Below are 26,072 nucleotides of genomic sequence, written 5' to 3'. Positions count from 1 at the left end.
CGCCTCGCGTCGTCAATAAGAACATCGGCATGGTCGAGACCAACCTGCTGTCGCTTTCCTACGGTCGTGTCATTCGCAAAGCGATAAACGTCATCGGCGGCCTGCGTCCGGAGTCATACGAGACCTACAACATCGTCGAAGAGGGCGACGTCGTGCTCCGTATGACCGACTTGCAGAACGATAAGAAGTCGATCCGGGTCGGACAGGCATTGGAGCGGGGACTCATCACTTCCGCGTACATCACCGTGCGGCCCGATACGACAAAGGCCGATCCGCGCTTCATCGCGGCCGTCCTGCGGGCCTACGACATCCAAAAGGCGTACTACGAGATGGGGGCCGGGGTGCGGCAAAACCTTGGCTACGCCGAGCTGATCGACCTCCCCATCCCGATGCCATCACTCGAAATCCAGAAGCGCATCGCCGACTACCTCGACCGCGAGACGGGCGAGATCGACGCGATGGTGGCGAAGCTGGACGAGCTGACGAAGACGCTGGAGATTCGCCGGACCACCGTAATCGCGTCTATTGCTGGCATCAATCGGGCGAAAGAAACACGCCCGCTGCAGTGGCTGGCAACCCTAACTACCGGGTCTACACCCAGCGGCGGAAGCGGAGAAGAGAACTTCGCTACTGAGGGCGCAGTCGGCTGGGTCACTCCTGAAGATCTTCATTCGACACTTGCTCTGACGAGGTTCCCGACCGCTGCCGCATTAGATCAACTGACGGTAGTTCCGTCCCATAGCACGCTGGTCTGCGGAATCGGGAGCGTCGGAAAGCTCGGATTTGCAGAAACTCCCGTTACCACGAATCAGCAGGTCACGGCGGCCATTCCGCGTGACGGAGTACACGGTCGGTATCTTTACTACGCTCTTGCAGCCGAGAAAGAACAACTTCTCGCGAATACAGTCACGACTACGCTTCCGATCATCAACAATGCACGGCTCGGATCACTGACCATCAAGTTGTGCTCGCCTGGAGAACAGCGGCGCATCGCCGACCACCTCGACGACGTCATCTCCAAAATCGACCAAATGCTCGCGAAGACTGCAGAGCTCAAAGCCCTCCTCCTCGAGCGTCGTTCGGCGCTCATCACCGAGGTCGTCACCGGCCGGAAGGACCCCGCATGACCACCGAACCGTTGCTGGAACGCTCCTTCGAGACGACCATCTGCGAGGCCCTGGCCGAGCGCGGCTGGCTCTACGAGGACGACGGGAGGCCCGGCGCTGCGGGCTGGGACGTCGCCCGTGCCATGATCCCCGGCGATGTCCTCCACTGGCTGGCGACGCAGTACCCGGACGAGTACGAGAAGGCCGTGCCGGCCGATCTCGCAAACGGTGCACGGGAGCACGCCGAGGCGAAGCTCCTGGACCACCTCATCCGGGAGTGGAAGAAGCCGACCCGCATGGACCCGGTGACGGGCCACCCGTCCGGCGGTTTGTTGGGTCTGTTGCGCAAGGGTCTCCCCTACTCCCAGGTCGGACGGCCCGCGGCGCGGTTCGGTCCCCTCGTCGCGTTCCCACCGGCGAACCCGAACCTCACGAGTGTCATCGAGCAGTCGGACGCTGTGCGGCTGCGGGTGCTGCGTCAGGTCAGGTTCGACACCCAGAAGCTCGACACCATCGACCTCGTGCTCTGCGCCAACGGCCTGCCGGTCGCGACCCTCGAACTCAAGACCGACAACACGCAGACGGTGAACCATGCGATCGCGCAGTACAAGGCGGACCGCATCCCCGGTCCCGGCAGGGCGCTCCTCGAACCGGGACGCGCCCTCGTCCACTTCGCGGTGTCCAACGAGCTCGTCTACATGACGACGAAGTTGGAGGGCGAGAACACCCACTTCCTGCCCTTCAACCGTGGCGACGACGGCCACCAGGGCAACCCGGTGTCACACACAGGCTCAGCCACGGACTACCTGTGGCGGGAGATCCTCGCCCGGCCGATGTTCCTGCGTATCCTCAAGGACTTCGCGCTCTACGAGCCGAACAAGCAGGGAAAGAAGAGCGCAGGCCGGCTCATCTTCCCGCGCTTCCACCAGTTGCGCGCCGTCGAGCGCATCGTCGCCGACATCGAGGCCCGGGGGCCCGGCGGCCGGTACCTCGTCCAGCACTCGGCAGGCTCCGGCAAGACGAAGACGATCGCGTGGCTCAGCCACCGTCTCATCCGGCACATGGATGATTCTGCGACCTCGACCTTCGATTCGGTGGTCGTCGTCACCGACCGCACAGTGCTCGACGAGAACGTCCGCGAGGACATGAACCTCGTCCAGTCCTCGGCCGGACTCGTCGTGAACATCGGCACGGCCACGGGTGCGAAGTCCGCACAGGTGAAGGACGCTCTCCTCGAGGGCGGGCACATCATCACGTGCACCCTCCAGACCTTCCCGCACGTCATGGGGCTCATCGAGGACACGAGCGAGCTGCGCGGCCGGAACTGGGCGATCGTCGCCGACGAGGCCCACTCCTCGCAGACGGGTTCCTCGGCGCGCGCGCTCAAGAGGTTGCTCGCCGATGTCGACCTCGACGAGACCGAGGAGATCAGCGCCGACGATCTGCTCGCGGCGACCGACTCTGCGATCGCCCGGAGTGCGAACATCACCTTCATCGCACTCACGGCCACCCCGAAGGCGAAGACGCTCCGTCTGTTCGGCACCCATGACGCGGCCACCGACCGCTGGGAGGCCTTCGACACCTACTCGATGGCCCAGGCGATCGAGGAGGGCTTCATCCTCGACGTGCTCACGAACTACTCGACCTACGACATGTTCGTCCGGGTCAAGCACACGCTCGACGACGAAGCCGCGGACACCGAGGTCGAGACCCGGCGGGCAGTGACCGACATCGTGCGCTTCACCCGGCTCCATCCCACTGCGATCGCACAGAAGGTCCAGGTCGTCGTCGAGCACTTCCGGCGCAATGTCGCAGGCCTCCTGCAGGGCCAGGCCCGGGCCATGGTGGTCACCGCAGGCCGCAAGGACGCCGTGCTGTGGTCGGAGAAGATGAACGCCTACATCGCCGACCGTGGCTACACGGGTCTGGAGACCCTCGTGGCCTTCTCGGGTTCGGTGAAGAACGAGGCCGGCGAGGAGGTCACGGAGATCTCCATGAACGAGCGCAGTGATGTCGCCCGGGCCTTCCGCGAGGAGGACGAGGCGAAGGTCCTCATCGTCGCGAACAAGTTCCAGACGGGATTCGACGAACCGCGCCTCATGGCGATGTATGTCGACAAGGTCCTCACGGGGGTCGCCACGGTGCAGACGCTCTCCCGGCTCAACCGGATCTTCCCGGGCAAGAGTGCCCCGATGGTCGTCGACTTCGTGAATGAACCAGCGACGATCCAGCGCGACTTCGCCCAGTACTACGAGGGTGCCCACGTTGCCGGTGAGGTCGACCCGAACGCCCTGTTCGATCTGGCCGACCGGTTGGACGCCGTGGGGCTGTACACGCACACGCAGCTGCGCCAGGTCGCCGAGGCGTATCTTGCCGATCAGGACAGTGAGGCCGTCGAGCAGGCAGTGAGCCCGATCGTGCGGGCCTGGAAGCAGCAGGTGAACCAGGCGAAGCTCAAGACCGACAAGGACCGCTACGAGACGCTCAAGGCCTTCCGGTCCGATGTGATCAGTTACCGCAACGCCTGGCAGTTCCTCTCCCAGATCGTCGACTTCCAGGACGAGGAACTGGGTCTGCGCGCGATCGTCATGTCGCTGCTGGCCCGGCGGCTGAAGCTCGATGCGGAAGGCTACGACGACAGCTACATGGAGGGCGTCCAACTCGGTGGCGTGAAGCTCGTGCCGGCGAAGGTCGAAGAGGATTACGGCCTGGTACCCACGGACGACGAGCGCTCGATCGAACTGCCGAACTTCGCAAGTTCGACCCAGGGCACGAGTGCCAAACCGCGGGGTCCGCTGCAGGAGGCCATCGAGAAGGTCAACGACATGTTCCGGGCCAAGGGTGTCGAGACGAACCCGACGAGCGTCGAGGGCTTCATCACGGCGTTCTGGGGTTACCTCGACGCCGACGAGGAAGCGGCTGCCATGGCGAAGAACAACACCGTCGAGCAGCTCAAGGGCTCGACGAAGTTCACCGATGCCGTGGACTATGCGCTGTTCCGGGCCTTCGAGGACTCGGACGAGATGCGCAAGGCCGTGAGCGACCCGGAGACGCTCCGGCAGTTCGCCCTCATCGCAGCCGAAGCGATGCACGCCCAGCACCACAGTGTGAAGGGCGACGAGGGCTGATGAGTCCCGAGAGCGAGTCGATGGTGCACATCGCCCGGGGTCTCCGCCGTGTCCGCGAGGCACAGTGCTTGTCACAGGAGGCGCTGGCCGAGCAGGCGGGTGTCTCCCGGGTGACGATCTCGCGAATCGAAAACGGCCGTGACGTGAGCACGACGACGCTTGCGAAGGTCGCCGCGAGTCTGGGACTGAGCCTGCGGGTCGAGGAGGATCTCGCAGGTCCCCGGGATTGATGGGAGTCTCTTCGGGGATTACCGCCCATAGACGTCTTCGCGGGGTACGAGGTGTACGACGGCAACGAGCAACCTGCCGTTGTCGATTGTGTAGATGATGCGGTAGTTGCTGGCTCGGGTGCGAAGGCCCTCGCGCTCACATCATGGTGTCGCTCCGGGTGGGTGTGAGTTCACTACAACCTGGATCGTGCCCAGGCAGTGCAGGAGCTAAGGCCGCCGTACATTGCTGCAGGCAGACGACGCGCACGCGGCCCTGGTGGTCAGCGCTACTCGGCTGGCGGCACTGCGGTGAGCCGGGGCTGGGTGGGCTTGAGGTCCTGGAGGCGCATGGTCGCGAGGGTTACCTGGGCGGCGAGGGTGTCAACCAGTGTCTTCAGTTCAGCGTTCTCGGTGCGGAGGTTTGAGGCCTCGTCGGAGCCGTTGTCCCGTGCCTTCTTGTCGAGGGCCTTGACGAGCCTGATGAGGTCGTTGATGTCTTCGTGCTTGTGTGTGAGGGCGGTCCGGGCGAGCCCGGCTTCCTCGGCGATGGCCTTGGCGCTGATGCGGCCGGAGCCGCTGCGTGCTTCGCCGCACAGGGTCCGGATGAGAGCGGCGATGAGGTTATCGCGTTCGGCGGCATCATCGCCCCGTTTGGTCATGACAGTTCCTCGTTCCGTGTAGCGGAGTGCTGGTTCGCTTGGGCGGCCTGATGGCGGTCGAGGTCGCGTTGAAGGTCGGCGGCGACGAGCCGGTTGCGTTCAGCAAGGGGCGCGGGAAGATGTTCGGCTTCATCGAGGAGGGCGAGCCGATTGCGTTCCTTGGCGGCTGCGTGTGTGTCGAGAAGCGCGATGTTCGGACAACCACGCTGGCAGTTCGTGAGGTCCGGGGTTTGCCGCGCGTCGTCTTGCTGCCGGTCGGGATGGCAGAGCGCGAGGGCTGGATTATAGGCGCAGACGTTGTGGGCGTTCGGGTTGTCGTGGATGAGGTGTAGTCCGGCGCTCTTGAATCGGTTGAGTTCAGCGTCGGTCCGGACGTGGCCCTGGAAGCGTTCGACGAAGTGGGTGAACGCTTCGCGGACGCGCGGTGCGGCGGTGCCGCTCACGGCGGAGCCGTCCTGAACTTCGTTCGCGAGGTCGTCGAGTCGGTCCCAGTTGCCGAGGAGCGCGTCGAGTTCCAACTCGTCAGGGAAGCCGCTCTCAGCTCGTCCCGCGTATCCGAGGGAGATGACGGTCTTGAGGTGTCCGTACTGTACTCCGAGGGCGACCTCCCCGCCGGGCTGGTTGGCGATGTGCCACGCGAGGGTGCGACGGAACTGTGTCGGAGCGATGGGGATCGCGGAGTCGGCGTCGATGATGTCGAGTCCGTTGTGCCGTGTAACCGTCTTTGCGGTGCTTGCGAGTCGGATGGCCCGCCGTCCGTCATGGGCGGCGTGGCGGTTCCACTTGGCGATGAGGCGGTAGAAGGACGCCCTCATCACCGTAACGGTCACGATGTCGCCTCGCCGCTGGCGTTCCTGCCCGTTGATGCCCATGTTCGTGAGGATGAGGGCGAACAAGTACCGGGCCTGCGGGTTCAATCGTTCGAGCGCTTCGACGGCCTTGGCGGCAGGCGCGATCGTCACCCATGGCTGAATGCGCTCACGGCCTGTTCCGATGGCGTTGCCGTCGGCGCCTCGGACGTTCTTGAAGGTTCGCGCCTTGATGCGGTAGCGCGTCGCTGTGCTTGCGAACCCGTCTGACTCCTCGCCGACCGTGAGGCACCCGCGTTCGAGGTGGAGGACCTCTTGTGGGCGCATCCCGGTGAGGTACGAGAGCACGATGAAGCAAGCCGCTCGTACGTCGCCCTTGTCGAACCGTGGTGCCCAGTTGGTCGCGGTCTTCCAGGCTTCGCCTTGCTCGCGGGTGATGCCATCCGCTGGGATGCTGAGGCCCTGCGCGATGGCCCATTGACGGGCTTCCGCTTTCCAGTAGTTCCCTCGGCTGCCGAGCGTCACGGTCCCGTCCAGGTAGCCGTCGATGAGGGCTAGAGAGGCGTGCATCAGGTCGGCGATGAGGTCCGGGGGGAGTGGCTCGGTGCGGTTGTCCGAGGTCGGCTGCGCTCGTCCGAGCCACCGGACGAGGTCGGTGCCGAACCACGGCGGCGAGCAGAAAGAGTAGGGCTCGGGAAGGCCGCAGTTGTGCGCCCACAGTCGACTGACCGCGATGAGCGTGGTGAGCTTGTAGGCGCGGACCCAGCGTTTGCTGGCGACCTCTTCCGCGTAGGCGTTCCAGGAGTCCGTGGTCATCTGCGGGAAGGTCAGCCTTCGATCGGACATCCACTCCGTCAGATAGCGGACGGATCTCATCATGACCCCCACAGAGCCCGGTGACGGCAGGGTCGCCTTCATACTCGCTGTGCGCCGCTGGGGTGGTGTGTTGAGAAGGTTGTACAAGTAGACCTTGACCGACTGCCTGAGGCCGCTGGGGAAGGTGTCGAACCGGACGTTCGCCGAGTTGCCATGGTCGGAGTGCACGAGGTGGTGAAGGGGCCAGACGTCGTCAGTGACCAACGTTGGCGGCAGGTCCGCACAGTCTGGTCGGCGTTCCCGGTTGGCGAACGCATTGTCCGTGGGAGCGGGCACTACGGGTGTGCCGAGCGCGAGGTCCCACTGGTCCGAGAAGGCGGCTTCGCTCATATGTCCCACTCCCGCGCCATCAGGCGCTTCACAATCTGGCGGTCGTTGTCTGTCACGGCGTTCGAGGCAGCGTCGATGTCGGCGGCCGAGAAGAATCGTGTCGGCTCAGTCAGAGATGAGACGCGGGCGTAGTGCACCGCGAAGCGGCCCGCCCAAACCGCCGGGTCGGTCATGGTCCGCAGCAGGTCGAGGTGGTCGCGGAGGGCCAGAATCCTGGGGAGGTGTCGCTTGAGCACGACGGCGTTGCGGCACGCGAAGCAAGTAAGGAACGAGGCTCGGCACGGTTCGTTCGTGTCCGGGAAGTGGTCGAAGTCCTGGCAGGCGGCCGCCACTGTGTCGCGTCGCCCGTCGTTGACCTCATCGAGTACACCCAGTCCACTGGCCTTCGGCGCGTCAGCCGGACTCGCGACATCCGATGCGACCACTCGGGCGACCACGTCGTCGAACGCCGCTTGGATGCCCGCAGCGATCACCGGTTGAGCCTCCACTCGAACGCGCGGGTCCCGCAGAACATAGTCGGCGTTCATGTCGAGAGAGTGGCCCTGAGGGTGCTCCCTGGTCACGAAATAGTGTCGCAGCGATCGTGGCGTCGCGAACGCCAGTTCAGGGTGTTTATCCCGCCAGTTCGCGAGGTAGGTCATGACAGTGCTGCTGGCGCTGTCAGCGAGCGCGTGGAGGGGGCAGCCTGTCGCGGTCTGGGCTCCCCCTTGAAGAGCGCCCGTCAGGCACACCAGCAGGTGCTCGTTGGGATGCCCGACGGCGGCGAGTGTCTGGCGCGCCCCTTCGGTCAACTCCTGGACCATCATGACTAAACGCGCCTTGGACCTTGCGCCACGGTCGAAGTACGACTCGGTCCAGTCGGTGACCTGGCCGAGCCGCCCCTTGGAGAGTCGCACCCGCAGGTGGACCGGCTCGGAGCCGTCCCTCGCGTCGAGGCGGGTGATGTCGGAGACCAGCAGGTTGAGAGCCGTGCTCAGGTTCCACCCGCAGGTGACAACCAAGGCGAAGGCGCACGCGGCGATCTCAGTTGTCGTCGGGTAAAGCGCCCTGAACGCTGGCATGGTCGATGCCGTCGTCGCGACCGACCGGCCTGGATACATCCGATCGAGGGCAGCCCGAGAGACCCGCCGCCTGTGTGGCTCCGACGGGAACCGGTCAGCGATGTCACCGGTGCGGGCAATCTCGTCCAGGACAGCCGCGTACTCCCGGTCGGTCGGGTCGCCGACCGTTCCCGAGCGGTACTGTGCGACGAGTTGCCAACCCGCCCGTACGCGGTCGAGCGCATCCCGGATGGTGTCGAAGCAAACCTGCCGGAGCATCTCAATCTGGGCGTCGCTGAGCTGTTCGCCGACCTCTTCCGGGTCGGTGCGGACCACCCTGGTTGCTTCAACCGCCCGTACGAACTCTGTCGGCAGGCCATCCATGCCAGAGAAGAACGTGCCGAGTTGCCCTGCCCGTGCTTCACGCGTGGACTGTGAGAGACGCAGGAGTTCCTCACGCCACATCCTCGGCGTCAGGTCCTCGATACCGACAACACCTGCGTCACGAAACAGCGAACGCAGGGCCGTCAGCGCGGTCACAACCGTGCGCGGGCTGCCCCAGGTGCCGTCGACATCCGCAAGGGCCGCCATGCGCGCCGCCAGCGCCCGTTGTAGCGCCGGCCCCGCGTCCACCGTGCCGAAGTCAAGCGTCTGCGTCGATGACCGACGACCTGTCGTTGTGACTATGAGAGTTGTGCCGCCAACCACCTCAACGCGCATCGTCGACCCCTGCGGCATCAATGACCCGGTCGTCACCCGTCGAAGCAGCAGACAGGGCGTCGTCCAAAGCCGCTGGGGCGTCGTGCGCCGCCCCCAGGAACCAGTCCCACTCCAGCGCCATCACCGGTGCGAGGTAGTACTTACGAGTCGTTTCCAGACTGCTGTGCCCGAGAAGGTTCTGCACCCGTAGCCAGATGTTCTGCTCACGCACCATCCGGTTGAACGACTGCCGCGCGAAGCCGTCGCCCAACTCCATGTGCGCCCCGAGCGCGAACACGTAGAGCGCGAACGAGTGGCGCAGCATGTGAGGATGGACCTTGATGCGGGTCTCGTCCTCGATGAGCAACCCGCCCTGGCTGAAACCGTTTCCGCGAGCAGTGCGCTTTGAGGCCTCTTCGAAGATCCCGTTCCAGGCCCGGTCCGCCAACGCTCGCCCGCCGTGTCCCAGCCACAACGCGAGCGGATTCCTCATCCCGTCGGCGTCGAGCGCGTACATCCGCTTCCGCTGTTGCCACGTCGCCTTGTCGAGGGAGAGCCATGTACTGTCACCACACGCAGGTCGGTCGACGAAAACCCGTGTGACCACCCCGCCAGCCCGCTGCACTCGGCGAACGATGAGCGGATCGGGCTCGCGCTCAAAGATGCCGCTCGCCTTGCCGAAAGCCACCTCAACTTCCCGAGCACCTGACACGTAGGCCTCAATCGTCTGGAGCACCCGCCGGTCAAGGTAGAATACCCGACCGCGTTCGAGTGACCCCTTTGCCAACGAAGCGGGCACCCTGCCGCGAACCAAACGCGGGCTGAACTCAGCTGTCGGTACCTCGATTGTGAGCAGCCCGGCGGCCTCCGCCCGGCGCATCCCGGTATGGTAGGCCAAGTCTGCGAAGGCAACATTTCGTTCGCGCATCACCAGCGAGTCCTCACGCGGTGAGCCAAGTCCCATTAAGCCTTCGCTCCGCCAGCGCTCGTATGCCCGCCGCGTCAGCCAGTTGGCATCCGCGATCAGCCGTCCCGAGGTCGCGTTCACCGAACCCCGTGGCACTGGGTTGCCCGAAGCCAGCCCCATACCGACGGCCACGTCGTACAAGCCCCGCAGGGACGTCAGGTTCCGAGCCATCGTGGTCGGGTCAACTCCAAGTTGAATTCCGCCACTACGCCGAATCGGCGCTTCATAAAGACGCCAGTTGATATATGCATTAATGCTGGCACGGTCGACCGATAACCAATCAGAGCCCGGCCCCAAGAAGCGGAAGAATCCCGAAACGTCGGAGGCGTAACTCGCAGCCGTACGGGCTGAATGAAGTCCTCGCGCCCACTCGACAACCGCCCGATGAATCTCGCCATCGGCGGTCACCGGGATGAACAGCGGAATGCTGCGGTGACGAAGCCCGCGAACCAACTCCAGGGCCTCGTCCACCCAGGCTGGCCGGTCCACCAGTTCCGACAGAACCCTCGGCTTGACTTCCAGCACCCGAGCCAGGTTCCGGGGTGTCGATACTGTCTGGTCCGTCACACCTACAGTCTAGTACAAGCCCAACAGTTCTCGATTACGACATAACATCCACGACGTGGTCGATCTGCACGTTCGTCCCGGAGCCGTACACGAAGTCGAAGGTCTCCCCGGTGTAGGGGTCGGCGAGCACCCCGTCCTCCACCACACAACCGTCCTCCCGCAGGACGATCTCGGTGAGATCCCGGCGGAGCACGTCGTTCCGCGTGTCACAGCCGTTGTGATCGACGTCCTCCCGCCACGAGAACAGGTCCCGGTCGTACCCCGTCTTCGGTGCCCGCCCCTTGACCTCCAGCTCGGCGAGCTGGAGCAGGGCGGAGTCGGATGCGACAGCGGAGCCCGTCTCGTCCGCGCGGTCCGGGAAGGACGGAGTGCCCGCGGTGCCCACCACTGGGGCGGGCGCCTCGGCGGCGGGAGTGGCAGCGGGTGGGGTCTCGCGCGCTCCGGTGGTGTCCAACGGCACGCATCCGGCGAGCGTGGCCAGAGCGAGCAGGCCGGCCGGGACGCACCGGCGGGCGTGGTGGGCGCTCACACCCCGCGGAGGTCGAGGTGGAGGGCGTTCTCGCCGCCGTCCACGAGTTCCACCGGGATGCCCCAGTCCTGCTGGTAGAGGTGGCAGGCGGCGTGGAGCGGGATCTCGCCGCCGGGTTCGCCGTCGCAGCTGGCGGCGCGGGCGGTGATGTGGAGGACGCCCGAGGTGATCGCCGGGTCGAACTCGATCGTGCGGGTCATGCCCTCGGCGCCTCCGGACCCGGCGGTGATGAGCTCCGGCGGGGTCGAGGAGACCTGCAGGTGGGTGGGGTCGCCCCAGCGGTCGTCGAGCTTCTGGCCGACGGGCACCGCGAAGGACACGTCGATCTGCAGCGGACCACGACCGAGCTCGGTGGCCGGACGCGCCGTCTGCTTGGCGCCCTCGTCGACGCGCTGGGCCTCCTCCGGGATCGACACCGCGGTGAGGCGGTGGGCGGCGGACTCCGCGACGAGCAGGTAGGGAGCGTCCGCGCCCTCCGTGGTCACGAGGATGTCGGAGGGCTCCGCGAGCCCGCGGGCGAGGGTGCTCACCTCGTCGGTCGTCGGGTCCCAGCGGCGGATCGCGCCGTTGTAGGTGTCGGCCACCGCGACGGAACCGTCGGGCAGTTCGACGGCGGCGAGCGGGTGCTGGAACCGGGCCTCGTCGGCCGCGCCGTCCCGGAACCCGAAGTCGAAGAGGCCGGTGCCCACCTTCGTCTCGACCGCTCCGGTCGCCGGGTCCAGGCGCCGCAGCGCGGAGGTCTCGGAGTCCGCGACCCACACGCCGCCGTCGGAGGCCGGGGAGAGACCGGAGGTCTGGGCGAACCACGCCGTGGTCGCGTCACCGTCGGTGAGGCCCTCGTTCATCGTGCCGGAGTAGTGGGTGATCGTGCCCGCGCGGGGGTCGAAGGACCAGATGGTGTGGTTGCCGGCCATCGCGACGAGCACGGTGCCGGTACCTGCGTCGAAGGTGACGTCCCAGGGGCTGGAGAGCTTCACGTCCCGGGCCGGACCGGAGTACCGGTCGAGCTCCTCGTGCGTGCCCACGACGTTGTCGATCGCACCGATCATGAACTGTTCGCCGGTACCGGCCAGGGTCGTCACCTCGCCGGACTCCAGTGCGATCCCGCGCAGGGCGTGGTTGACGGTGTCGGCGACGACGAGGTCGTAGCCGACCTCGCGCGCCAGGTCGTCGGGCAACTGGACGGCGCCGCCGGGCTCGGAGAACCGGGCCCGGGCGGCCGGGCCATCGGTCAGACCGCGCTCACCGGAACCGAACCGGCGGAGCACCTCGGCGCCGGTCGGGTCGTACTCGACGAGGGAGTGGTGGCCGGAGTCGGAGACGAGCAGGTTGCCGGAGCCGGCCAGCCGGGTGAGCTTGCCGGGGTAGAAGAGCTCCGTCTCGGGCGCGGCCGGCGGCACGTAGGGGCCGTCCCCCTTGTGCAGGGTGCCCTTGGCCTCGTGCTCGGCGACGACCTCCTCGATGAGGGAGGACAGGCCCGCGGAGTGACCCTCACCGGACATCGAGGCGACGAGGTAGCCCTCCGGGTCGATGAGCGCGAGCGTGGGCCAGGCGCGGGCCGTGTAGGCCTGCCACGTGACGAGATCGGGATCGTCGAGGACGATGTGCTCGACCTGGTAGCGCTCGACGGCCTGGTCGACGGCCTCGACGGTGCGCTCGAACTCGAACTTCGGCGAGTGCACGCCGATGATGACGAGTTCGTCCTTGTACTTCTCCTCGATCGGCCGCAGCTCGTCGAGGACGTGCAGGCAGTTGATGCAGCAGAAGGTCCAGAAGTCGAGGAGCACGACCTTGCCGCGCAGGTCCTCCAGGCCGAGGTCCGTCCCCCCGGTGTTGATCCAGCGACGGCCGGTGAGTTCCGGGGCGCGGAGACGGGGGCTGCGGGAGGCGGCCGGCGCCGGTGTGGGAGCCTGCGGGGATGCCGAGGGGGTCGTGTCGGTGCTCATGCCCTGCATTCTCCCACCCCCGGTCACCCGCCCGCAGCGTGCCGGGTCACAGTCGTGTCATGCAGTGTCACATTCGACCGCGGGGATCAGGCGCGGGCGCCGAAGATGGAGCTGCCGAGGCGGATTATGGTCGCCCCTTCCTCGATGGCGAGCTCGTAGTCGTTCGACATCCCCATCGACAGTGCGGTCTGGTCCGCCGTGATGATCCCGGAGTCGAGCAGCCGGTCCTTCACGGCGACGAGGTCCCGGTAGGACGGGCGGATCTCCTCCGGCGACGAACCGGGCAGGCCGATCGTCATGAATCCGCGCAGACGCAGACGGTCGAGGTCCAGCACGGCGGCGACGAGCTCTTCGGCGGCCTCGGGCACGATCCCGCTCTTGGAGTCCTCGCGGCTCGTGTTCACCTGGACGAACACGTCGATGGTCCGGTCGGCCACACCCTCCGACGCCTCGGTCTCCAGCCGGGTGTGGATCTTCCGGGCGAGCGCCGCGTCGTCGATCGACTGGATGCACGTGCACGACGGCACGCGCAGGGTGTGGTTGACCTTGTTCTTCTGCAGCGGCCCGATGAGGTGGGACTCGTGTGCCACGGCGGCGAGCGCCTCGGCCTTGCCGGTGAGCTCCTGGACCCGGTTCTCCCCGATGAGGGTCGAACCGTGCCGCAGCGCGACGAGGATCCGCTCGGCCGGCTGCGTCTTCGTGGCGAGCAGGATCCGCACGTCCTCTGGCTTCCGGCCCACGCGTTCGGCCGCCGCGGCGGCACGTTCGTGGGCCTCGTCGAGGCGGTCGTGGATCCCCTGCTCCTCCTGGGGGCTCAGGATGGTCGAGTCGCTCATGACTCCCAGGGTACCCACCGCGGCGGCACGGTCACCGGCGGGATCAGCCCTGAGCAGCGGCGGGGTGCCGGGGTTCGGGCGGCGTCAGGCCCAGTCGGACGGGACGCCGGGCGCCTCGGGGTCGATGTTCCGCACGATGAGGGTGCAGTCGCGGTCACCGTATCCGTCGTCGATGAGCTTCTGCTGCTGGGCGAAGGCGAGCTTGGCGCCGGGCAGGTCGAGGCCCACCGTGTCGGCCGCCGCGAGGGCCAGACCGACGTCCTTGTGCATGAGCACCGAGGCGAAGGTCGAGGCGAACTCCTTGTTGGCCGCCGCCGACTCGACGATCCCCGGGTGGGCGTACCAGGTGCGGGTGGGCCAGGAGTCACCGCTGGAGACCGTGGCGATGTCGTGGAAGGTCTTGGCGTCGAGGCCGAGCTTCCGGGCGAGGACGGCGCCCTCGACCATGCCCTGCATGCTCACCGCGAGCATCATGTTGTTCACGGCCTTGGCCGCCTGGCCCGCGCCGTCGCCCCCGGCGTGGAAGATGTTCCCGGCCATCGGCTCGATGACGGGCCGGGCCTTCTCGAGCGCCTCGGCCGTGCCGCCGACCATGAAGGTGAGAGTGCCGGCCGCGGCCCCGGAGATGCCACCGGACACCGGTGCGTCGAGGAACTCGAAGCCCTTGTCCGTCGCCGCCGTGTGGAGGTGCTCGGCGGTCGCGACGTCGATCGTCGAGGAGTCGACGAGCACGGTGCCGGGTGCGGCGTGGGCGAGGACGCCGTCCGCGCCCTCGTACACGGCACGCGCGTGCTCGCCCTTGGGCAGCATGGTGAAGACGATGTCGGCACCGGCGACCGCCTCGGCGGCGGATCCCGTGGCGGTGACCCCACCTTCCACGGCGGCGGCCAGCGCCGCCTCGCTCAGGTCGAATCCGCGAACCGTGTGTCCCGCGTCCACCAGGTTCTTGGTCATGGGCTTGCCCATGTTGCCCAGCCCGATCCATGCCACCGTCGTCATGCGTGCCTCCTCGCACGTCCAGCAGCGGGGCGTGCCCGCTGTACGTCCTCGTACGCGCTCACCCTAGCGCGGAATCCGTCGGCGGACACCGGGCCCGGGGAACTCGACAAGGGCTCTTGTGTCCGGCGCCCGATCGGGCCAGGATGACGAGGTGTCACCCCTGCCGACGACGTCAGGAGAATCCCCGACATGTCATCCCCCACCCCTTCCCCGGCAGAGACAACCCGCTCGATGCGGTGATCGCCGCCTTCGCCACCTATGCGATCGGCTTCCTCGCCCGTCCGCTCGGCGGGATCGTGTTCGGGCACTTCGGCGACAAACACGGACGCAAGCAGTTGCTGCAGATGTCGATCGTCCTCGTCGGTGCCTCGACGTTCCTCATGGGATGTCTGCCGACCTTCGGCCAGATCGGGTACGCCGCTCCGGTCATCCTCGTGCTCCTGCGTTTCGTCCAGGGCTTCGCCGTCGGTGGGGAGCGGGGCGGCGCGGTGCTGCTGGTCGCCGAGCACTCCCCCGAGGAGTCCCGCGGCTTCTGGGCGTCCTGGCCGCAGTCCGCGGTGCCGCTGGGGAACCTCCTGGCGACCGGTGTGCTCCACGGCCTCACCGCGGTCCTCTCGTCCGAGGCGTTCCTGTCCTGGGGCTGGCGGATCGGTTTCTGGCTGTCGGCGGTCATCGTCGTCACCTTCACGATCACGTACCTGTCCCTCGAGGTGGGGATCGAACAGGCCGAGATCCTCGGGCTGTTGCTCGGCGCACACGTCATCCACGCGATCCTCGTGCCCCTGGTCGGCCGTCTCACCGACATCGCCGGGCGCAAACCGCCCTACCTCGTGGGCATCCTGCTCACCGGCACCTGGGGCTTCCTCGCCTACCCCTTGTTCGACACGGGGCAGGCACTGTCGATCTTCATCGCGATCACCCTGGGACTCGCCTTCCACGCCCTCATGTACGCCGACCGGCCGGCCTTCATGGCGGAGATGTTCCCCACCCGCATGCGGTACTCGGGCGTCTCCCTGGGCTACCAGGTGACCGCGATCGTCGCCGGTTCCTTCGCCCCGATCATCGCGACGTTCCTCCTGCGCTCCTTCGACTCCGGCATGCCCGTGGCGATCTACCTGGCCGTCGCCGCCGCGATCAGCCTCGTCGCCTGGGCCTCCTCGACGTCGACCGAGAGGACGCCGCCCGCCGCTGATCCATTCCATGCCCCGTGTCGATCGCCCCGGAGAGGGACTCACCCGACCGTCATGCCGATGTGGGCGGGAGGGGTGGTTCTCAGCCCACGCCGCGCCCGGCACACGTCATGCCAACTGCCGGATGGAACCACCCCTCACCGGGCGTCGTCGCGCGCCTTGAGGCGCGCGAACATCGCGTTGTGCGCCCGCAGGTCCGCGTCGTCGTCCCGGGCGGCCTTGCGGTCGGTGCGTTTCGCCTCGCGTTCGGAGGACCGGGCCCATTCGATCGCCACGAGGATCGCGAGCGTCACCGCGGGGAACTCGCCGATGCCCCAGGCGATCTCGCCACCGGTCTGTTGGTCCTCGAGAGCGCTGAAGCCCCAGTCGTGGCCCATGTTGCCGAACCAGTCGCCCTCGATGAGGAACGTGTTCGACATGATCGAGATCCCGAAGAAGGCGTGGAACGCCATCGTGATGAGCAGCATGAGGAGGCGGACCGGGTACGGGAACCGGGTGGCACCCGGGTCCACGCCGATGAGCCCCTGGGCGAACATGTACCCGGCGCCGAGGAAGTGCAGAATCATGAGCTCGTGACCCAGGTGCGTGGCGAGTGCCGGCCCCATGATCCCGGAGTAGTAGAAGACGACCAGGGATCCGGCGAAGTTCACGCTCGCCACGATCGGGTGGGCGAAGAACCGCAGGTACCGGGAGTGGACGAGCAACAGGACCCATTCGCGGGGGCCCCGCGAGCCGTCCCGACGCGGTCGAAATCCCCGCATGAGCAGGGTGATGGGGGCACCGAGCACCATGGGGATCGGGACCACCATGACGATGAGCATGTGCTGGATCATGTGCGCGGAGAACAGCACCTTGCCGTACACCGCCGGCCCTCCGGAGGTGACCCACATGAGACCGGCCATGCCGATCACCCAGCAGACCGTGCGCCAGATCGGCCAGTGGTCGCCCCGGCGCCGCAGCCGGACCACGGCGAGGACGTACGCGAGGGCGAAACCGACGGTCACGACGACCCAGACCGGATCCCAGTACCACTGCGTGAACCACGTGCCCCAGGTGGGCTGCGGCGGCAGGGGCGAGTAGGTGAGGATCTCGGCCGGGGTGGGTGCGGCCGGCGGGTCGTCCGGGACCGGCGGGCGGCTGCGGGACAGGGCGATACCTAGCCCCATGACGGCACCGAAGATCAGGGTCTCGACCCCGAGCAGACGCCAGAACAGACGCCGGGCCGCGCGCGCGGAGGAGTCGACGACCGTGCCCAACCGCTCGATCACGTGCCGCCGGTGCCACCAGCCGATGCCACCGAGCACCACGGTCGCGGCGATCTTCACGAGGATGAGCAGCCCGTACGGAGTCACCCAGTCGGCGGGCCGGCCCATGCGCAGGTCGGCGTTGACGAATCCGGAGTAGGCGACCACGACGAACGCGAAGAGGGCCATGGCCGAGAACCGCCGGACGATCTCCTGGAGGTCCGCCCGGCCCGTCAGGCGCCCCGAGACGAGGGCGACCGTGAGCAGTCCGCCGACCCACAGGACGATGCCCACGAGGTGCAGCCCGATCGAGTTCACCGCGGTCGTGTGGTTGTCGGCCCCCGTCGAATGGCCCATGAGGGCCAGTGGGACGAGGGCGACGAAGCTGAGCACCATCGCCCAGGCGACCCCGGTGTAGGACCGGACGACCACGACGAGCGCCGAGACGAGCGCGGTCACGAGGGTGATGAAGAGGTAGTACCGACCGAAGTCGAGTTCGGTGATGAAGTACCCGAGCTGAGAACCGAAGTCCCCGCCGTACGCCTGCGCACCGGCGGTGTCGATGTAGGAGAGCACGAGCACGGCCAGCGCGGAGAGGGTCCACACGACCGAGGACACCTGGGCCACCCCCAGCAGCGCCGTCCAGCCCGGATCGAGCGTGTCCTCCGCGGAGTCCTCCGGCCCGGTCCTCCGCCGCCGAGGCGCCCGGGGCAGGACGAAGCACGCGAGCACGAGTGCCCCGCCGGTGAGGGCGGCCGCGGTGTCGAAGACGAACTCCGCGAAGGGCAGACCGAACCGGCCGAGTGCTCCGGAGTCACCGACGAGCTGCGGGAGTGCCGCACCGGTGACGAAGAGCGCGCCGAGGCCGACGAGGACCCCGAGGAGCGGATAACCGAGGAGAGCCGTCCACACGAGGGCGCGGGACGGAGTGGTGTGCCCGGCCGTCACAGGCGTCGGTCCGCGAGTACGGGGAAGGACGCCCGGCGTTCATGGATCGCGTCGATGTCGATGTCGGCGACGAGGACCGTCTCGTCGACGCCGGCCCGGGCGAGTTCGATGCCCGCGGCGTCGAGGACGACGGAGTGCCCGCCCATCTGTGTCCGGGCATGGAAGCCCGCGGTGTTGACCGCGACGACGGCGAACTCGTTCTCGACGGCACGGGCGCGCGCCATGAGGTCCCATTCGCGTACACGGGCGGCCGGCCAGGCGGCCGGGGCCACGAGGACCTCGGTCCCGGCGTCGACGAGGCGTCGGAAGAGTTCCGGGAACCGCAGGTCGTAACACGTGGCCAGACCCAGGGTGACGGTCCGACCACCGACCTCGATGTCGGCGGTGACGACCTCGGTCCCGGCCTCCAGGAGCTTGGGCTCACCGTTGCCGAACCCGAACCGGTGGATCTTCCGGTAGGTGGTGACCACCTCGCCCGCGGGGGACACGAGGACGGAGGTGTTCCACAGACCCCGCTCACCGTCGGGCAGGACGGGCATGGCCTTCATGTCGAAGTCGTGGGCACGGATGCGATCCATCGCCTCCGGGCTCGCCTCGATGATCGAACCGGCGTGCACGTACGCACCAAGATCACGGGCGGCCTGCGCGACGGCGGCCACCGTGGGACCTGACTCGACGGTCTCCGCGCGGTGTCCCCACTCGCGGTAGCCGAAACCACTGGCCGTCCAGAGCTCCGGCAGCACGACGAGGTCGACGTCGTGCTGGGCCCGCACCAGATCACAGGCGCGGGTGATCCGCTCCTCGACCGGCTCGTCGTCCGTGTACGCCAATTGAATCGCTGAAACGCGCATGGGAGAAGCCTACCGTCGGGCGTTCGCGCGGGTTCTCAGGACCCTCGAGCACAACGGACCGAGGTCCCGCTCCCTCGGAAGGGAACGGGACCTCGGGGAGTCCGTGGAAGGACGACTCAGGCGGGCTTGCCTGCGGCAGCCTTGAGCTTGGAGCCGGCCGAGACCTTGACCGAGTAGCCGGCCGGGATCTCGATCTCGGCACCGGTCTGCGGGTTGCGACCCTTGCGAGCGGCACGCTCGGTGCGCTCGACGGAGAGCCAACCCGGGATCGTCAGCTTCTCGCCGGCTTCGACCACGTTCGAGAACGAGGCGAAGACACCGTCGAGAACGTCGGAAACCTGCTTCTGGGTCAGACCAGTGCTCTCTGCGACCTCGGAAACGAGCTCACTGCGGTTCTTGGCCATGCTTGTCCTCCTTCAGGACTTACGGTACAAGGGGTCTTGCGCTGGTACGAACGTACCAGAGATTACCAGGACGACTTGGTGATACCCGGGAGCTGACCCTTGTGCGCCATCTCACGCATGCGGACACGCGAGAGACCGAACTTGCGCAGGTAACCGCGGGGACGGCCGTCCACCTGGTCGCGGTTGCGGAGACGGACCGGCGACGCGTCGCGGGGCAGCTTCTGGAGGGCCAGACGTGCCTCCTCGCGCTGGTCGTCGGTGGACTCCGGGTTCACCAGTTGCTTCTTGAGCTCCAGGCGGCGCTCGGCGTAGCGCTCCACGACCTCGCGGCGCTGCTTGTCACGTGCGATCTTCGACTTCTTGGCCATGTGCGCTCAGCGCTCCTCTCGGAATTCCACGTGCTTGCGGACCTTCGGGTCGTACTTCTTGAGCACGATGCGGTCGGGGTTGTTACGACGGTTCTTGCGGGTCACGTAGGTGTAACCCGTGCCTGCCGTCGACTTGAGCTTGATGATCGGGCGAACGTCCTGTGCCTTTGCCATCAGAGCTTCACTCCCTTCGCGACCAGGTCCTGCACGACGGAATCGATTCCGCGCTTGTCGATGAGCTTGATGCCCTTGGTGGACACGTTGAGCGTCACCTTACGACCGAGCGAGGGCACGTAGTAGGTCTTCTTCTGGATGTTCGGGTCGAACCGACGCTTCGTCTTGCGGTTCGAGTGGGACACATTGTGTCCGAAACCGGGAACTGCCCCGGTCACCTGGCACACAGCTGCCATGGTTCTCCTCCAAGTCCTTGCTTCTGCCGGTGGCGGACGGGTGTCGGCGCCACCGTCGACATCAACCACATGTTCATCACCGGTGGAATTTCCCGGGCGACCCGAGGGTCACCGTGCCGGTGGGCGGATCACGCGGATCCGTCTCCCGACACCGAATTCGTGGCGGTGATAGGTGTATGTCACCCCGGTGAAGGGTTTGTGTTCTTGCTGATGCCACACCAGCGCTGAAGCACGGGCCTGTGAGATGGGGCCTGGCGTCGAGCAGCGCTCGTCGAGCACAGCGGCCGACCCGGGAGCGTACCTGTCCTCCAACGTCCGCTGACGCGAGAGGCACGCGCAGTGCCGACACAACGAGGTTCAATCGTAGTCGGCACCGCGCGTGCCCCGCAAATTCAACGATCCAAAGGGGTCGTAGGTCACACCGGTGGGCTCAGACGGGCATGCTCAGACCAGCAGTGTGAGCGGCTCCTCGAGCGCCCGCCCGACGTCGGCCAGGAACTTCGAGATGACCTCACCGTCGACGACGCGGTGGTCCGCGCTCACCGACAGCTGGCTGATCTCCCGGACGACGATCTCGTCGTCGACCACCCAGGGCTTCTTCCGCACCTGACCGAAGGCCAGGATGGCGCTCTCCCCGGGATTGATGATCGGTGTGCCGGAGTCGACGCCGAACACCCCGACGTTCGTGATCGTGAACGTCCCGTTCGCCATCGCCTGCGGGCTCGTCCGGCCGGCCCGCGCCGTCGCGGTGAGCTCACCGATCTCCCGCGCCAGGTCCGCGAGGCCCAGGGCGTGCGCGTCCTTGACGTTCGGCACGACGAGACCCCGCGGCGTGGCTGCCGCGATCCCGAGGTTCACGTAGTTCTTCACGACCACGTGGTCCCCGTCGAGCGTCGCGGTGATCCGCGGGTTCCGCCCGGCCGCCCACAGGGCCGCCCGCGCGACGAGCAACAGCGGGGAGACCCGCACGTCCTCGCCGAGCATCTTCGTGGCCTTGATCTGCCGGAGGAAGTCCATCGTCCGCGTCATGTCGACCTCGAGGAACTCGGTGACGTGCGGTGCCGTGAACGCCGAGTCGACCATGGACTTCGCCATGACCTTCCCGACGGCACCCAGCGGCACCCGCTCCTCCCGTGGACCGGCACTGTGTAGTCCAGAAGCACTGTGCAGGCCGGGAGCACCGTGCAGTTCGAAAGCGCTGTGCAGTCCGGAATCACTGAGCGAGTCGGATCCGGTCGAGGCTTCGGCCGCGCCGCCCTCGGACGCCCGCATCACGTCCTCGCGGGTCACCTCACCCCGGCAACCCGTGGCGGGCACCGTCGTCAGGTCCACGCCCTTGTCCTTCGCGAGCTTGCGCACCGGAGGCTTGGCCAGCGGCCGCGAGGTCCTCCCCGCGGCAGTGCTCTCGCCGGCGGTGCTCTCCACGGTCGTGTTCCCCGCGGTCGAGGTGCCCTGTTCCGGGGCGGCGCTCGGGCCCGCAGGCTTCCTCCGCGGCCGCCGCTTCGAGGACGCCGAAGACGCCCCGTAACCCACGAGGGAGGGGCCGGACTCGCCGGAACCCGCCTCCTCGGCGGGCGCCTCGGCGGCGGTGTCCGTGGCGGTGTCCGCGGTGGAGCCGGCACCGGCGAACCGAACGATGGGGGAACCCACGTCGACGGTCTGCCCCTCCTCGACGAGGAGGGCGGCGACGACGCCGGCGGTGGGGCTGGGCAGTTCGACCAGCGACTTGGCGGTCTCCACCTCGACGAGGATCTGGTTGACCTCGACGGTGTCGCCGGGCGCCACGCGCCAGCTGACGATGTCGGCCTCGGTGAGCCCCTCACCCGGATCGGGGAGCAGGAACTCCGACGCGCTGGAATCGATCGTTGCGGTCATGTGTGACTCCTCCCCTCTCAGTAGGCCAGGGCCCGGTCGACACCGTCGAGGATGCGGTCCAGATCCGGCAGGTAGTGGTGTTCGAGCTTGGCACCGGGGTACGGCGTGTGGAAGGCGCCGACACGGACGACGGGGGCCTCCAGGTGGAAGAAGCACTCCTCCTGGATGCGGGCCGCCAACTCGCCGCCGAGGCCCAGGAAGACGGGCGCCTCGTGCGCGATGACGAGGCGACCGGTCCGCTTGACGGACTCGGCGACCGTCGCGACGTCGAGCGGGTCGATGCTGCGCAGGTCGACGAGTTCCACGCTCGTACCCTCCTCGGCGGCGGCCGCGACGACGTCCACGCAGGTGGGGACGAGCGGGCCGTAGGTGACGAGGGTGAGGTCGGTGCCGGGGCTGATGACCTGTGCCGTGTCCGGGGTCGCGCCCGCCTCCACGGTGTCGACGTCCCCGCGCAGCCAGTAGCGGCGCTTGGGTTCGAGGAAGATCACCGGATCGGGGCAGGTGATGGCCTCCTGGATCATCCAGTAGGCGTCGTGCGCGGTCGCCGGGGCCATGATGCGGAAGCCCGCGTGGTGGGCGAAGACCGCCTCGGGGCTCTCCCCGTGGTGCTCGGGCGAGCCGATGCCACCGCCGTAGGGCAGGCGGATCACGACGGGCAGGGACTGCTGCCCGAGGCTGCGCTGCTGCACCTTCGCCAGCTGCGTGACGATCTGGTCGTAGGCGGGGAACACGAAGGCGTCGAACTGGATCTCGACGACCGGCTTGAAGCCGCGCATCGCCAGACCCACCGCGGTGCCGACGATCCCGGACTCCGCGAGCGGGGTGTCGATGACCCGCTTCTCGCCGAAGTCCTTCTGCAGCCCCTCGGTCACGCGGAACACGCCGCCGAGCTTGCCGATGTCCTCACCCATGAGGAGGACCTTGCGGTCGGCCTGCATGGCCCGCCGCAGACCGGCGTTGATCGCCCGTCCCAGCGGCATCTTCTCCACCCGAGGCGCCTGCGGGTCCGCGGCCGAGGTGGCCGCTGCGGCCGTTTCGGTGGCGGCCGGATCGGTGGCGGCCGTGTCGGATGTGGCGGTGGTCGTCGTCATCGTGCGGCCCCCGTCCCCTGTGCGTCCCGGCTCTCCGGGGCGTCGGCGAAACCGGCCAGGTACTCCTGGTACTGCGCCTTCTCCTGTGCGACGAGCGGGTGCTCGGTGGCATAGGCGTGGTCGAAGAGCTGGTCGAGGGCCGGCTCCTCCATGGCGAGGACGGCGTCGCGGACACGGACGGCGAGCGCCTCGGCCTCGCGGTCGACCTCGTCGAAGAACTCCTCCGGGGTGTCCGTGTGGTTGGTGAGGAAGGCCCGGACCCGGGAGATCGGATCCTTGGCGGCCCAGGCCTCGGTCACCGCGTCGTCGCGGTACTTGGTCGGGTCGTCGGCCGTCGTGTGCGCACCCATCCGGTACGTGTACGCCTCGATGAGCAGCGGTCCGTGACCGGCACGCACGCTGTCGAGGCTCGCACGGGCCACCGCGTACATGGCGAGGACGTCGTTGCCGTCCACCCGCACGCCGGGCACGCCGAAGCCCTCACCGCGGCGGAACAGCGGGACCGGGGTCTGGACGGTCGTCGGCTCCGAGATCGCCCATTGGTTGTTCTGGCAGAAGAAGAGGACCGGGGCCCCGAAGGCACCGGCGAAGGTGAGCGCCTCGGAGACGTCACCCTGGCTCGACGCGCCGTCGCCGAAGCAGGCGACCGTCGCGGTGTCGCGGGTCTCGTCACCGGTGCCGACCGCGCCGTCGAGGTCCACGCCCATGGCGTAGCCGGTCGCGTGCAGGGTCTGCGAGCCGATGACGATCGCGTAGTTGTTGAACCGGTGCTCCTGCGGATCCCAGCCGCCGTGGCTCTGTCCCCGGAACATGGCCATCACCGACTCCGGCGGCAGGCCACGGATATACCCGACGGCGTGCTCGCGGTAGGTGGGGAACACGAAGTCCTGCGGGCGCAGGGCGCGACCGAGGCCGATCTGCGCCCCTTCCTGGCCGCGCATCGGGGCCCACAGGCCCAGTTCGCCGCGGCGCTGCAGGGCCTCGCCCTCGTGGTCGATCCGGCGCATGAGGACCATGTCGCGGTAGAAGTCGCGCATGTCCCCTTCGTCGAGTTCCGCGGCGAAACCGTCGTACTCGCCCGAGTGGACGCGCTCACCTTCCGGGGAAAGCATCTGGATCATGCGGGGCTCCTCGCTGAAACGGGGGATGTCACCACCGTCGTCGGTGGCGTCGAGGTGCGGCCCGGTGTGTTCGATGTGCGATGTCATGTCTGACTCCGTTCGCCTGTGCGGATCCTCGGGTTCGCCTGCGGATCCGCCCGTGCTGATGGAGGTCGCCGCGGGTGTGCGGTCGCCTCGCGTCCGGTGGAACCGTCCCTCCGGCCCCCGAGCACCCACGGAGGGGCACCGTTGCCCCACCGTGGACGCCTGTCCGGAATTCGGAAGTGACGTGTTCCACGATGTGGTCGAAACGGTAACGGAAACCGACTGTTGGCACCACGGTAGGCAGCCGACTCCGACAGGTGGCCCGGCGCCACCCCACGGCCTGAAACACCTTGTGAGGGCCGCACAAATGCTCGGAAGACTGACTGTCGGACGTCCAGCCATCTCCCAGGAGCAGGGGTTGTGAGAATCGTCACCCCGGCGTAACGTACAACCCGATGGTTGTACGAGAAGAGATGAGCGATGCCGAGGTCGACCGGGTCTTCCGAGCCCTGGCTGACGCCACTCGCCGCGACATCGTTCGCCGCACCCTGCGGTCGCCCTCGACGGTGAGTGATCTGGCAGACCGGTACGACATGTCCTTCGCGGCCGTGCAGAAGCACGTCGCGGTACTGGAGAAGGCAGGACTCGTGCACAAGGAACCCCGCGGACGGAACCGTCTGGTCCGGGGCGAGCCGGAGGCCATCCGGCGCGCACAGGACCTGTTGACCACCTTCGAAGACATCTGGCGCGGCCGGATCGACCGGCTCGACGCGCTCCTGGAAGGGGAATGACCCATGCCCGTCACCGACATCATCAAGGACCCCGAGGCCCTCACCCTCACGATCGTCGCGGACTTCGCGGCGAGCAGACAGCGCGTGTGGGACGCCTACGCCGATCCCCGGCAGATCGAGAAGTTCTGGGGTCCACCCACCTATCCGGCCACCTTCACCCGGCACGACATGTTCACCGGCGGCCGCTCCGAGTACTACATGACCGGCCCCGAAGGGGACATGTCCAGCGGGTTCTGGGAGTTCCTCGACGTCCGGGCCCCCGAGTACTTCGAGGTCCGCGACGGATTCGCCGGGGAGGACGGGGCGGAGAACCCGGACATGCCCTCCATGCGCATGGTCTACTCCTTCGAGGAGACCGCCGAAGGCTGCAGGCTCACCGCTGTCACCCACTTCGGCTCGCTCGAACAGCTCGAACAGCTCGTCGAGATGGGCATGATCGAGGGAACCCGCCTGGCGATGGGTCAGATCGACGCCGTGCTCGCCGATCTCCTCAGCTTCGCCGCGGACATCCCCACGTACACGCAGCACATCGGGGACACGAAGGCCCGCATCAGCCGCGTCATCGCCGGTTCCGTCGAGGACGTGTGGCGCGCCCACCACGAGGCGGACCTGCTCAAACAGTGGCTGCTCGGACCGGACGGCTGGTCCATGCCCTCCTGCACCCCGCCCGGCGAGCCCGGCTCGACCTTCCGCTACGACTGGGCCCCGGACGACGGCGGCGAGGGCTTCTCGATCGGCGGCGAGGTGCTCGAGTCCCACGCGCCGTACCGGATCGTCCACACCGAGCGGATGGAGGGACCTGAGTCCACGGAAGGGACAGCGGGCACCGAGGGAACACAGGGCGAGACCTACAACGAGGTGACCTTCACCCCCGTCCCCGAGGGCACGCTCCTGGTCTACGTCATCACCTATCCCGACGCGGCGACCCGCAAGGCCGCGCTCGACACCGGGATGACCGACGGCATGGAGGCCGGCTACGTGCGGCTGGAGACGGTCCTGGCCGGGTGAACTCCGCGCCGCCGATGCGCCCTGCAGGAGAAGTGGTCCGGTTC

Annotated in this window: 22 protein-coding genes and 1 pseudogene; 6 read left to right on the top strand and 17 right to left on the bottom strand. The window is 67.5% G+C overall.

Going from position 1 to position 26,072, the window contains the following annotated elements:
* Positions 1-29: 29 nt before the first annotated feature.
* Genes AAD496_RS00995 through AAD496_RS00985 form a run of 3 tightly spaced genes read left to right on the top strand, consistent with a single transcriptional unit; the run spans position 30 to position 4,464 of the window.
* Positions 30-1,127: a restriction endonuclease subunit S gene (locus AAD496_RS00995; protein WP_349826756.1), complete on the top strand. Its 1,098-nt coding sequence runs from the start codon at positions 30-32 to the stop codon at positions 1,125-1,127.
* Positions 1,124-4,234, top strand: coding sequence for a type I restriction endonuclease subunit R (locus AAD496_RS00990; protein ID WP_349826755.1), 3,111 nt, complete (start codon positions 1,124-1,126; stop codon positions 4,232-4,234). The genes AAD496_RS00995 and AAD496_RS00990 overlap by 4 nt, the downstream gene beginning before the upstream one ends.
* Complete coding sequence (locus AAD496_RS00985; RefSeq protein WP_349826754.1) at positions 4,234-4,464, top strand: helix-turn-helix transcriptional regulator; 231 nt, start codon at positions 4,234-4,236, stop codon at positions 4,462-4,464. The genes AAD496_RS00990 and AAD496_RS00985 overlap by 1 nt, the downstream gene beginning before the upstream one ends.
* A 266-nt stretch (positions 4,465-4,730) precedes the next feature.
* Here AAD496_RS00985 and AAD496_RS00980 read toward each other — a convergent pair whose 3' ends face one another.
* The 8 genes from AAD496_RS00980 to mmsB all read right to left on the bottom strand — a co-directional run bounded on the left by AAD496_RS00980 (position 4,731) and on the right by mmsB (position 14,700).
* Positions 4,731-5,102 (bottom strand): hypothetical protein, encoded by a 372-nt coding sequence (locus AAD496_RS00980; protein ID WP_349826753.1) that lies wholly within the window; start codon positions 5,100-5,102, stop codon positions 4,731-4,733.
* A complete protein-coding gene (locus tag AAD496_RS00975) occupies positions 5,099-7,117 on the bottom strand; it encodes a hypothetical protein (protein WP_349826752.1) in 2,019 nt (672 codons plus the stop codon). The genes AAD496_RS00980 and AAD496_RS00975 overlap by 4 nt, the downstream gene beginning before the upstream one ends.
* Positions 7,114-8,877 (bottom strand): hypothetical protein, encoded by a 1,764-nt coding sequence (locus tag AAD496_RS00970; RefSeq protein ID WP_349826751.1) that lies wholly within the window; start codon positions 8,875-8,877, stop codon positions 7,114-7,116. The genes AAD496_RS00975 and AAD496_RS00970 overlap by 4 nt, the downstream gene beginning before the upstream one ends.
* A complete protein-coding gene (locus AAD496_RS00965; RefSeq protein ID WP_349826750.1) occupies positions 8,867-10,390 on the bottom strand; it encodes a tyrosine-type recombinase/integrase in 1,524 nt (507 codons plus the stop codon). The genes AAD496_RS00970 and AAD496_RS00965 overlap by 11 nt, the downstream gene beginning before the upstream one ends.
* Positions 10,391-10,424: 34 nt before the next feature.
* On the bottom strand, positions 10,425-10,919 hold the full coding sequence (locus AAD496_RS00960) for a hypothetical protein (protein WP_349826749.1): 495 nt from the start codon (positions 10,917-10,919) through the stop codon (positions 10,425-10,427).
* Positions 10,916-12,865, bottom strand: a complete 1,950-nt coding sequence (locus tag AAD496_RS00955; protein WP_349826748.1) for an NHL domain-containing thioredoxin family protein — start codon at positions 12,863-12,865, stop codon at positions 10,916-10,918. The genes AAD496_RS00960 and AAD496_RS00955 overlap by 4 nt, the downstream gene beginning before the upstream one ends.
* A gap of 86 nt (positions 12,866-12,951) precedes the next feature.
* Positions 12,952-13,701, bottom strand: coding sequence for a YggS family pyridoxal phosphate-dependent enzyme (locus AAD496_RS00950; RefSeq protein WP_349826747.1), 750 nt, complete (start codon positions 13,699-13,701; stop codon positions 12,952-12,954).
* Between the two features lie 84 nt (positions 13,702-13,785).
* Positions 13,786-14,700 carry a 3-hydroxyisobutyrate dehydrogenase gene (mmsB, locus tag AAD496_RS00945; RefSeq protein WP_349826746.1) on the bottom strand — a complete coding sequence of 305 codons (915 nt, stop codon included), beginning with the start codon at positions 14,698-14,700 and terminating at the stop codon, positions 13,786-13,788.
* A gap of 206 nt (positions 14,701-14,906) precedes the next feature.
* On the opposite strand from mmsB, the pseudogene AAD496_RS00940 reads away from it, so the two are divergent.
* Positions 14,907-15,848 (top strand): annotated as a pseudogene (locus tag AAD496_RS00940) (MFS transporter); the annotation flags it as partial.
* Positions 15,849-16,027: 179 nt separating this feature from the next.
* Here AAD496_RS00940 and AAD496_RS00935 read toward each other — a convergent pair.
* The 9 genes from AAD496_RS00935 to AAD496_RS00895 form a co-directional block, all read right to left on the bottom strand.
* Positions 16,028-18,082 carry a bifunctional copper resistance protein CopD/cytochrome c oxidase assembly protein gene (locus AAD496_RS00935; RefSeq protein WP_349826745.1) on the bottom strand — a complete coding sequence of 685 codons (2,055 nt, stop codon included), beginning with the start codon at positions 18,080-18,082 and terminating at the stop codon, positions 16,028-16,030.
* Complete coding sequence (locus AAD496_RS00930; protein WP_349826744.1) at positions 18,079-18,933, bottom strand: nitrilase-related carbon-nitrogen hydrolase; 855 nt, start codon at positions 18,931-18,933, stop codon at positions 18,079-18,081. Before AAD496_RS00930 ends, AAD496_RS00935 begins: the two co-directional genes overlap by 4 nt.
* Before the next feature lie 116 nt (positions 18,934-19,049).
* Positions 19,050-19,337 (bottom strand): HU family DNA-binding protein, encoded by a 288-nt coding sequence (locus tag AAD496_RS00925; RefSeq protein WP_349826743.1) that lies wholly within the window; start codon positions 19,335-19,337, stop codon positions 19,050-19,052.
* Between the two features lie 62 nt (positions 19,338-19,399).
* A complete protein-coding gene (rpsN, locus tag AAD496_RS00920; protein WP_349826741.1) occupies positions 19,400-19,705 on the bottom strand; it encodes a 30S ribosomal protein S14 in 306 nt (101 codons plus the stop codon).
* A gap of 6 nt (positions 19,706-19,711) precedes the next feature.
* On the bottom strand, positions 19,712-19,879 hold the full coding sequence (gene rpmG, locus AAD496_RS00915; protein WP_433913713.1) for a 50S ribosomal protein L33: 168 nt from the start codon (positions 19,877-19,879) through the stop codon (positions 19,712-19,714).
* Entirely contained in the window at positions 19,879-20,115 is a 237-nt protein-coding gene (gene rpmB / locus AAD496_RS00910; RefSeq protein ID WP_349826740.1) for a 50S ribosomal protein L28, read from the bottom strand. The genes rpmG and rpmB overlap by 1 nt, the downstream gene beginning before the upstream one ends.
* 444 nt (positions 20,116-20,559) lie before the next feature.
* Positions 20,560-21,990 (bottom strand): dihydrolipoamide acetyltransferase family protein, encoded by a 1,431-nt coding sequence (locus tag AAD496_RS00905; RefSeq protein WP_349826739.1) that lies wholly within the window; start codon positions 21,988-21,990, stop codon positions 20,560-20,562.
* A gap of 17 nt (positions 21,991-22,007) precedes the next feature.
* Complete coding sequence (locus AAD496_RS00900) at positions 22,008-22,973, bottom strand: alpha-ketoacid dehydrogenase subunit beta (protein WP_349826824.1); 966 nt, start codon at positions 22,971-22,973, stop codon at positions 22,008-22,010.
* A 107-nt stretch (positions 22,974-23,080) separates the two neighbouring features.
* A complete protein-coding gene (locus AAD496_RS00895) occupies positions 23,081-24,205 on the bottom strand; it encodes a thiamine pyrophosphate-dependent dehydrogenase E1 component subunit alpha (RefSeq protein WP_349826823.1) in 1,125 nt (374 codons plus the stop codon).
* 479 nt (positions 24,206-24,684) lie between these two features.
* Here AAD496_RS00895 and AAD496_RS00890 point away from each other — a divergent pair, with 479 nt between their 5' ends.
* Positions 24,685-25,020 (top strand): ArsR/SmtB family transcription factor, encoded by a 336-nt coding sequence (locus AAD496_RS00890; protein ID WP_433913712.1) that lies wholly within the window; start codon positions 24,685-24,687, stop codon positions 25,018-25,020.
* Positions 25,021-25,023: 3 nt separating this feature from the next.
* On the top strand, positions 25,024-26,028 hold the full coding sequence (locus AAD496_RS00885; protein ID WP_349826737.1) for an SRPBCC family protein: 1,005 nt from the start codon (positions 25,024-25,026) through the stop codon (positions 26,026-26,028).
* Positions 26,029-26,072 lie beyond the last annotated feature (44 nt).

Source organism: Brevibacterium litoralis, assembly GCF_040212315.1.
In the GTDB taxonomy this organism is placed as follows: Bacteria; Actinomycetota; Actinomycetes; order Actinomycetales; family Brevibacteriaceae; genus Brevibacterium; species Brevibacterium litoralis.
This window is presented reverse-complemented; position numbering and strand designations above follow the sequence as displayed.

Coding starts and splice junctions, on each gene's coding strand:
- AAD496_RS00995 (WP_349826756.1), top strand. CDS start 30: ATGGTCGAGACCAACCTGCTGTCGCTTTCCTACGGTCGTGTCATTCGC.
- AAD496_RS00990 (WP_349826755.1), top strand. CDS start 1,124: ATGACCACCGAACCGTTGCTGGAACGCTCCTTCGAGACGACCATCTGC.
- AAD496_RS00985 (WP_349826754.1), top strand. CDS start 4,234: ATGAGTCCCGAGAGCGAGTCGATGGTGCACATCGCCCGGGGTCTCCGC.
- AAD496_RS00980 (WP_349826753.1), bottom strand. CDS start 5,102: ATGACCAAACGGGGCGATGATGCCGCCGAACGCGATAACCTCATCGCC.
- AAD496_RS00975 (WP_349826752.1), bottom strand. CDS start 7,117: ATGAGCGAAGCCGCCTTCTCGGACCAGTGGGACCTCGCGCTCGGCACA.
- AAD496_RS00970 (WP_349826751.1), bottom strand. CDS start 8,877: ATGCGCGTTGAGGTGGTTGGCGGCACAACTCTCATAGTCACAACGACA.
- AAD496_RS00955 (WP_349826748.1), bottom strand. CDS start 12,865: ATGAGCACCGACACGACCCCCTCGGCATCCCCGCAGGCTCCCACACCG.
- AAD496_RS00950 (WP_349826747.1), bottom strand. CDS start 13,701: ATGAGCGACTCGACCATCCTGAGCCCCCAGGAGGAGCAGGGGATCCAC.
- mmsB (WP_349826746.1), bottom strand. CDS start 14,700: ATGACGACGGTGGCATGGATCGGGCTGGGCAACATGGGCAAGCCCATG.
- AAD496_RS00930 (WP_349826744.1), bottom strand. CDS start 18,933: ATGCGCGTTTCAGCGATTCAATTGGCGTACACGGACGACGAGCCGGTC.
- AAD496_RS00925 (WP_349826743.1), bottom strand. CDS start 19,337: ATGGCCAAGAACCGCAGTGAGCTCGTTTCCGAGGTCGCAGAGAGCACT.
- rpsN (WP_349826741.1), bottom strand. CDS start 19,705: ATGGCCAAGAAGTCGAAGATCGCACGTGACAAGCAGCGCCGCGAGGTC.
- rpmG (WP_433913713.1), bottom strand. CDS start 19,879: ATGGCAAAGGCACAGGACGTTCGCCCGATCATCAAGCTCAAGTCGACG.
- rpmB (WP_349826740.1), bottom strand. CDS start 20,115: ATGGCAGCTGTGTGCCAGGTGACCGGGGCAGTTCCCGGTTTCGGACAC.
- AAD496_RS00905 (WP_349826739.1), bottom strand. CDS start 21,990: ATGACCGCAACGATCGATTCCAGCGCGTCGGAGTTCCTGCTCCCCGAT.
- AAD496_RS00900 (WP_349826824.1), bottom strand. CDS start 22,973: ATGCCGCTGGGACGGGCGATCAACGCCGGTCTGCGGCGGGCCATGCAG.
- AAD496_RS00895 (WP_349826823.1), bottom strand. CDS start 24,205: ATGATCCAGATGCTTTCCCCGGAAGGTGAGCGCGTCCACTCGGGCGAG.
- AAD496_RS00890 (WP_433913712.1), top strand. CDS start 24,685: ATGGTTGTACGAGAAGAGATGAGCGATGCCGAGGTCGACCGGGTCTTC.
- AAD496_RS00885 (WP_349826737.1), top strand. CDS start 25,024: ATGCCCGTCACCGACATCATCAAGGACCCCGAGGCCCTCACCCTCACG.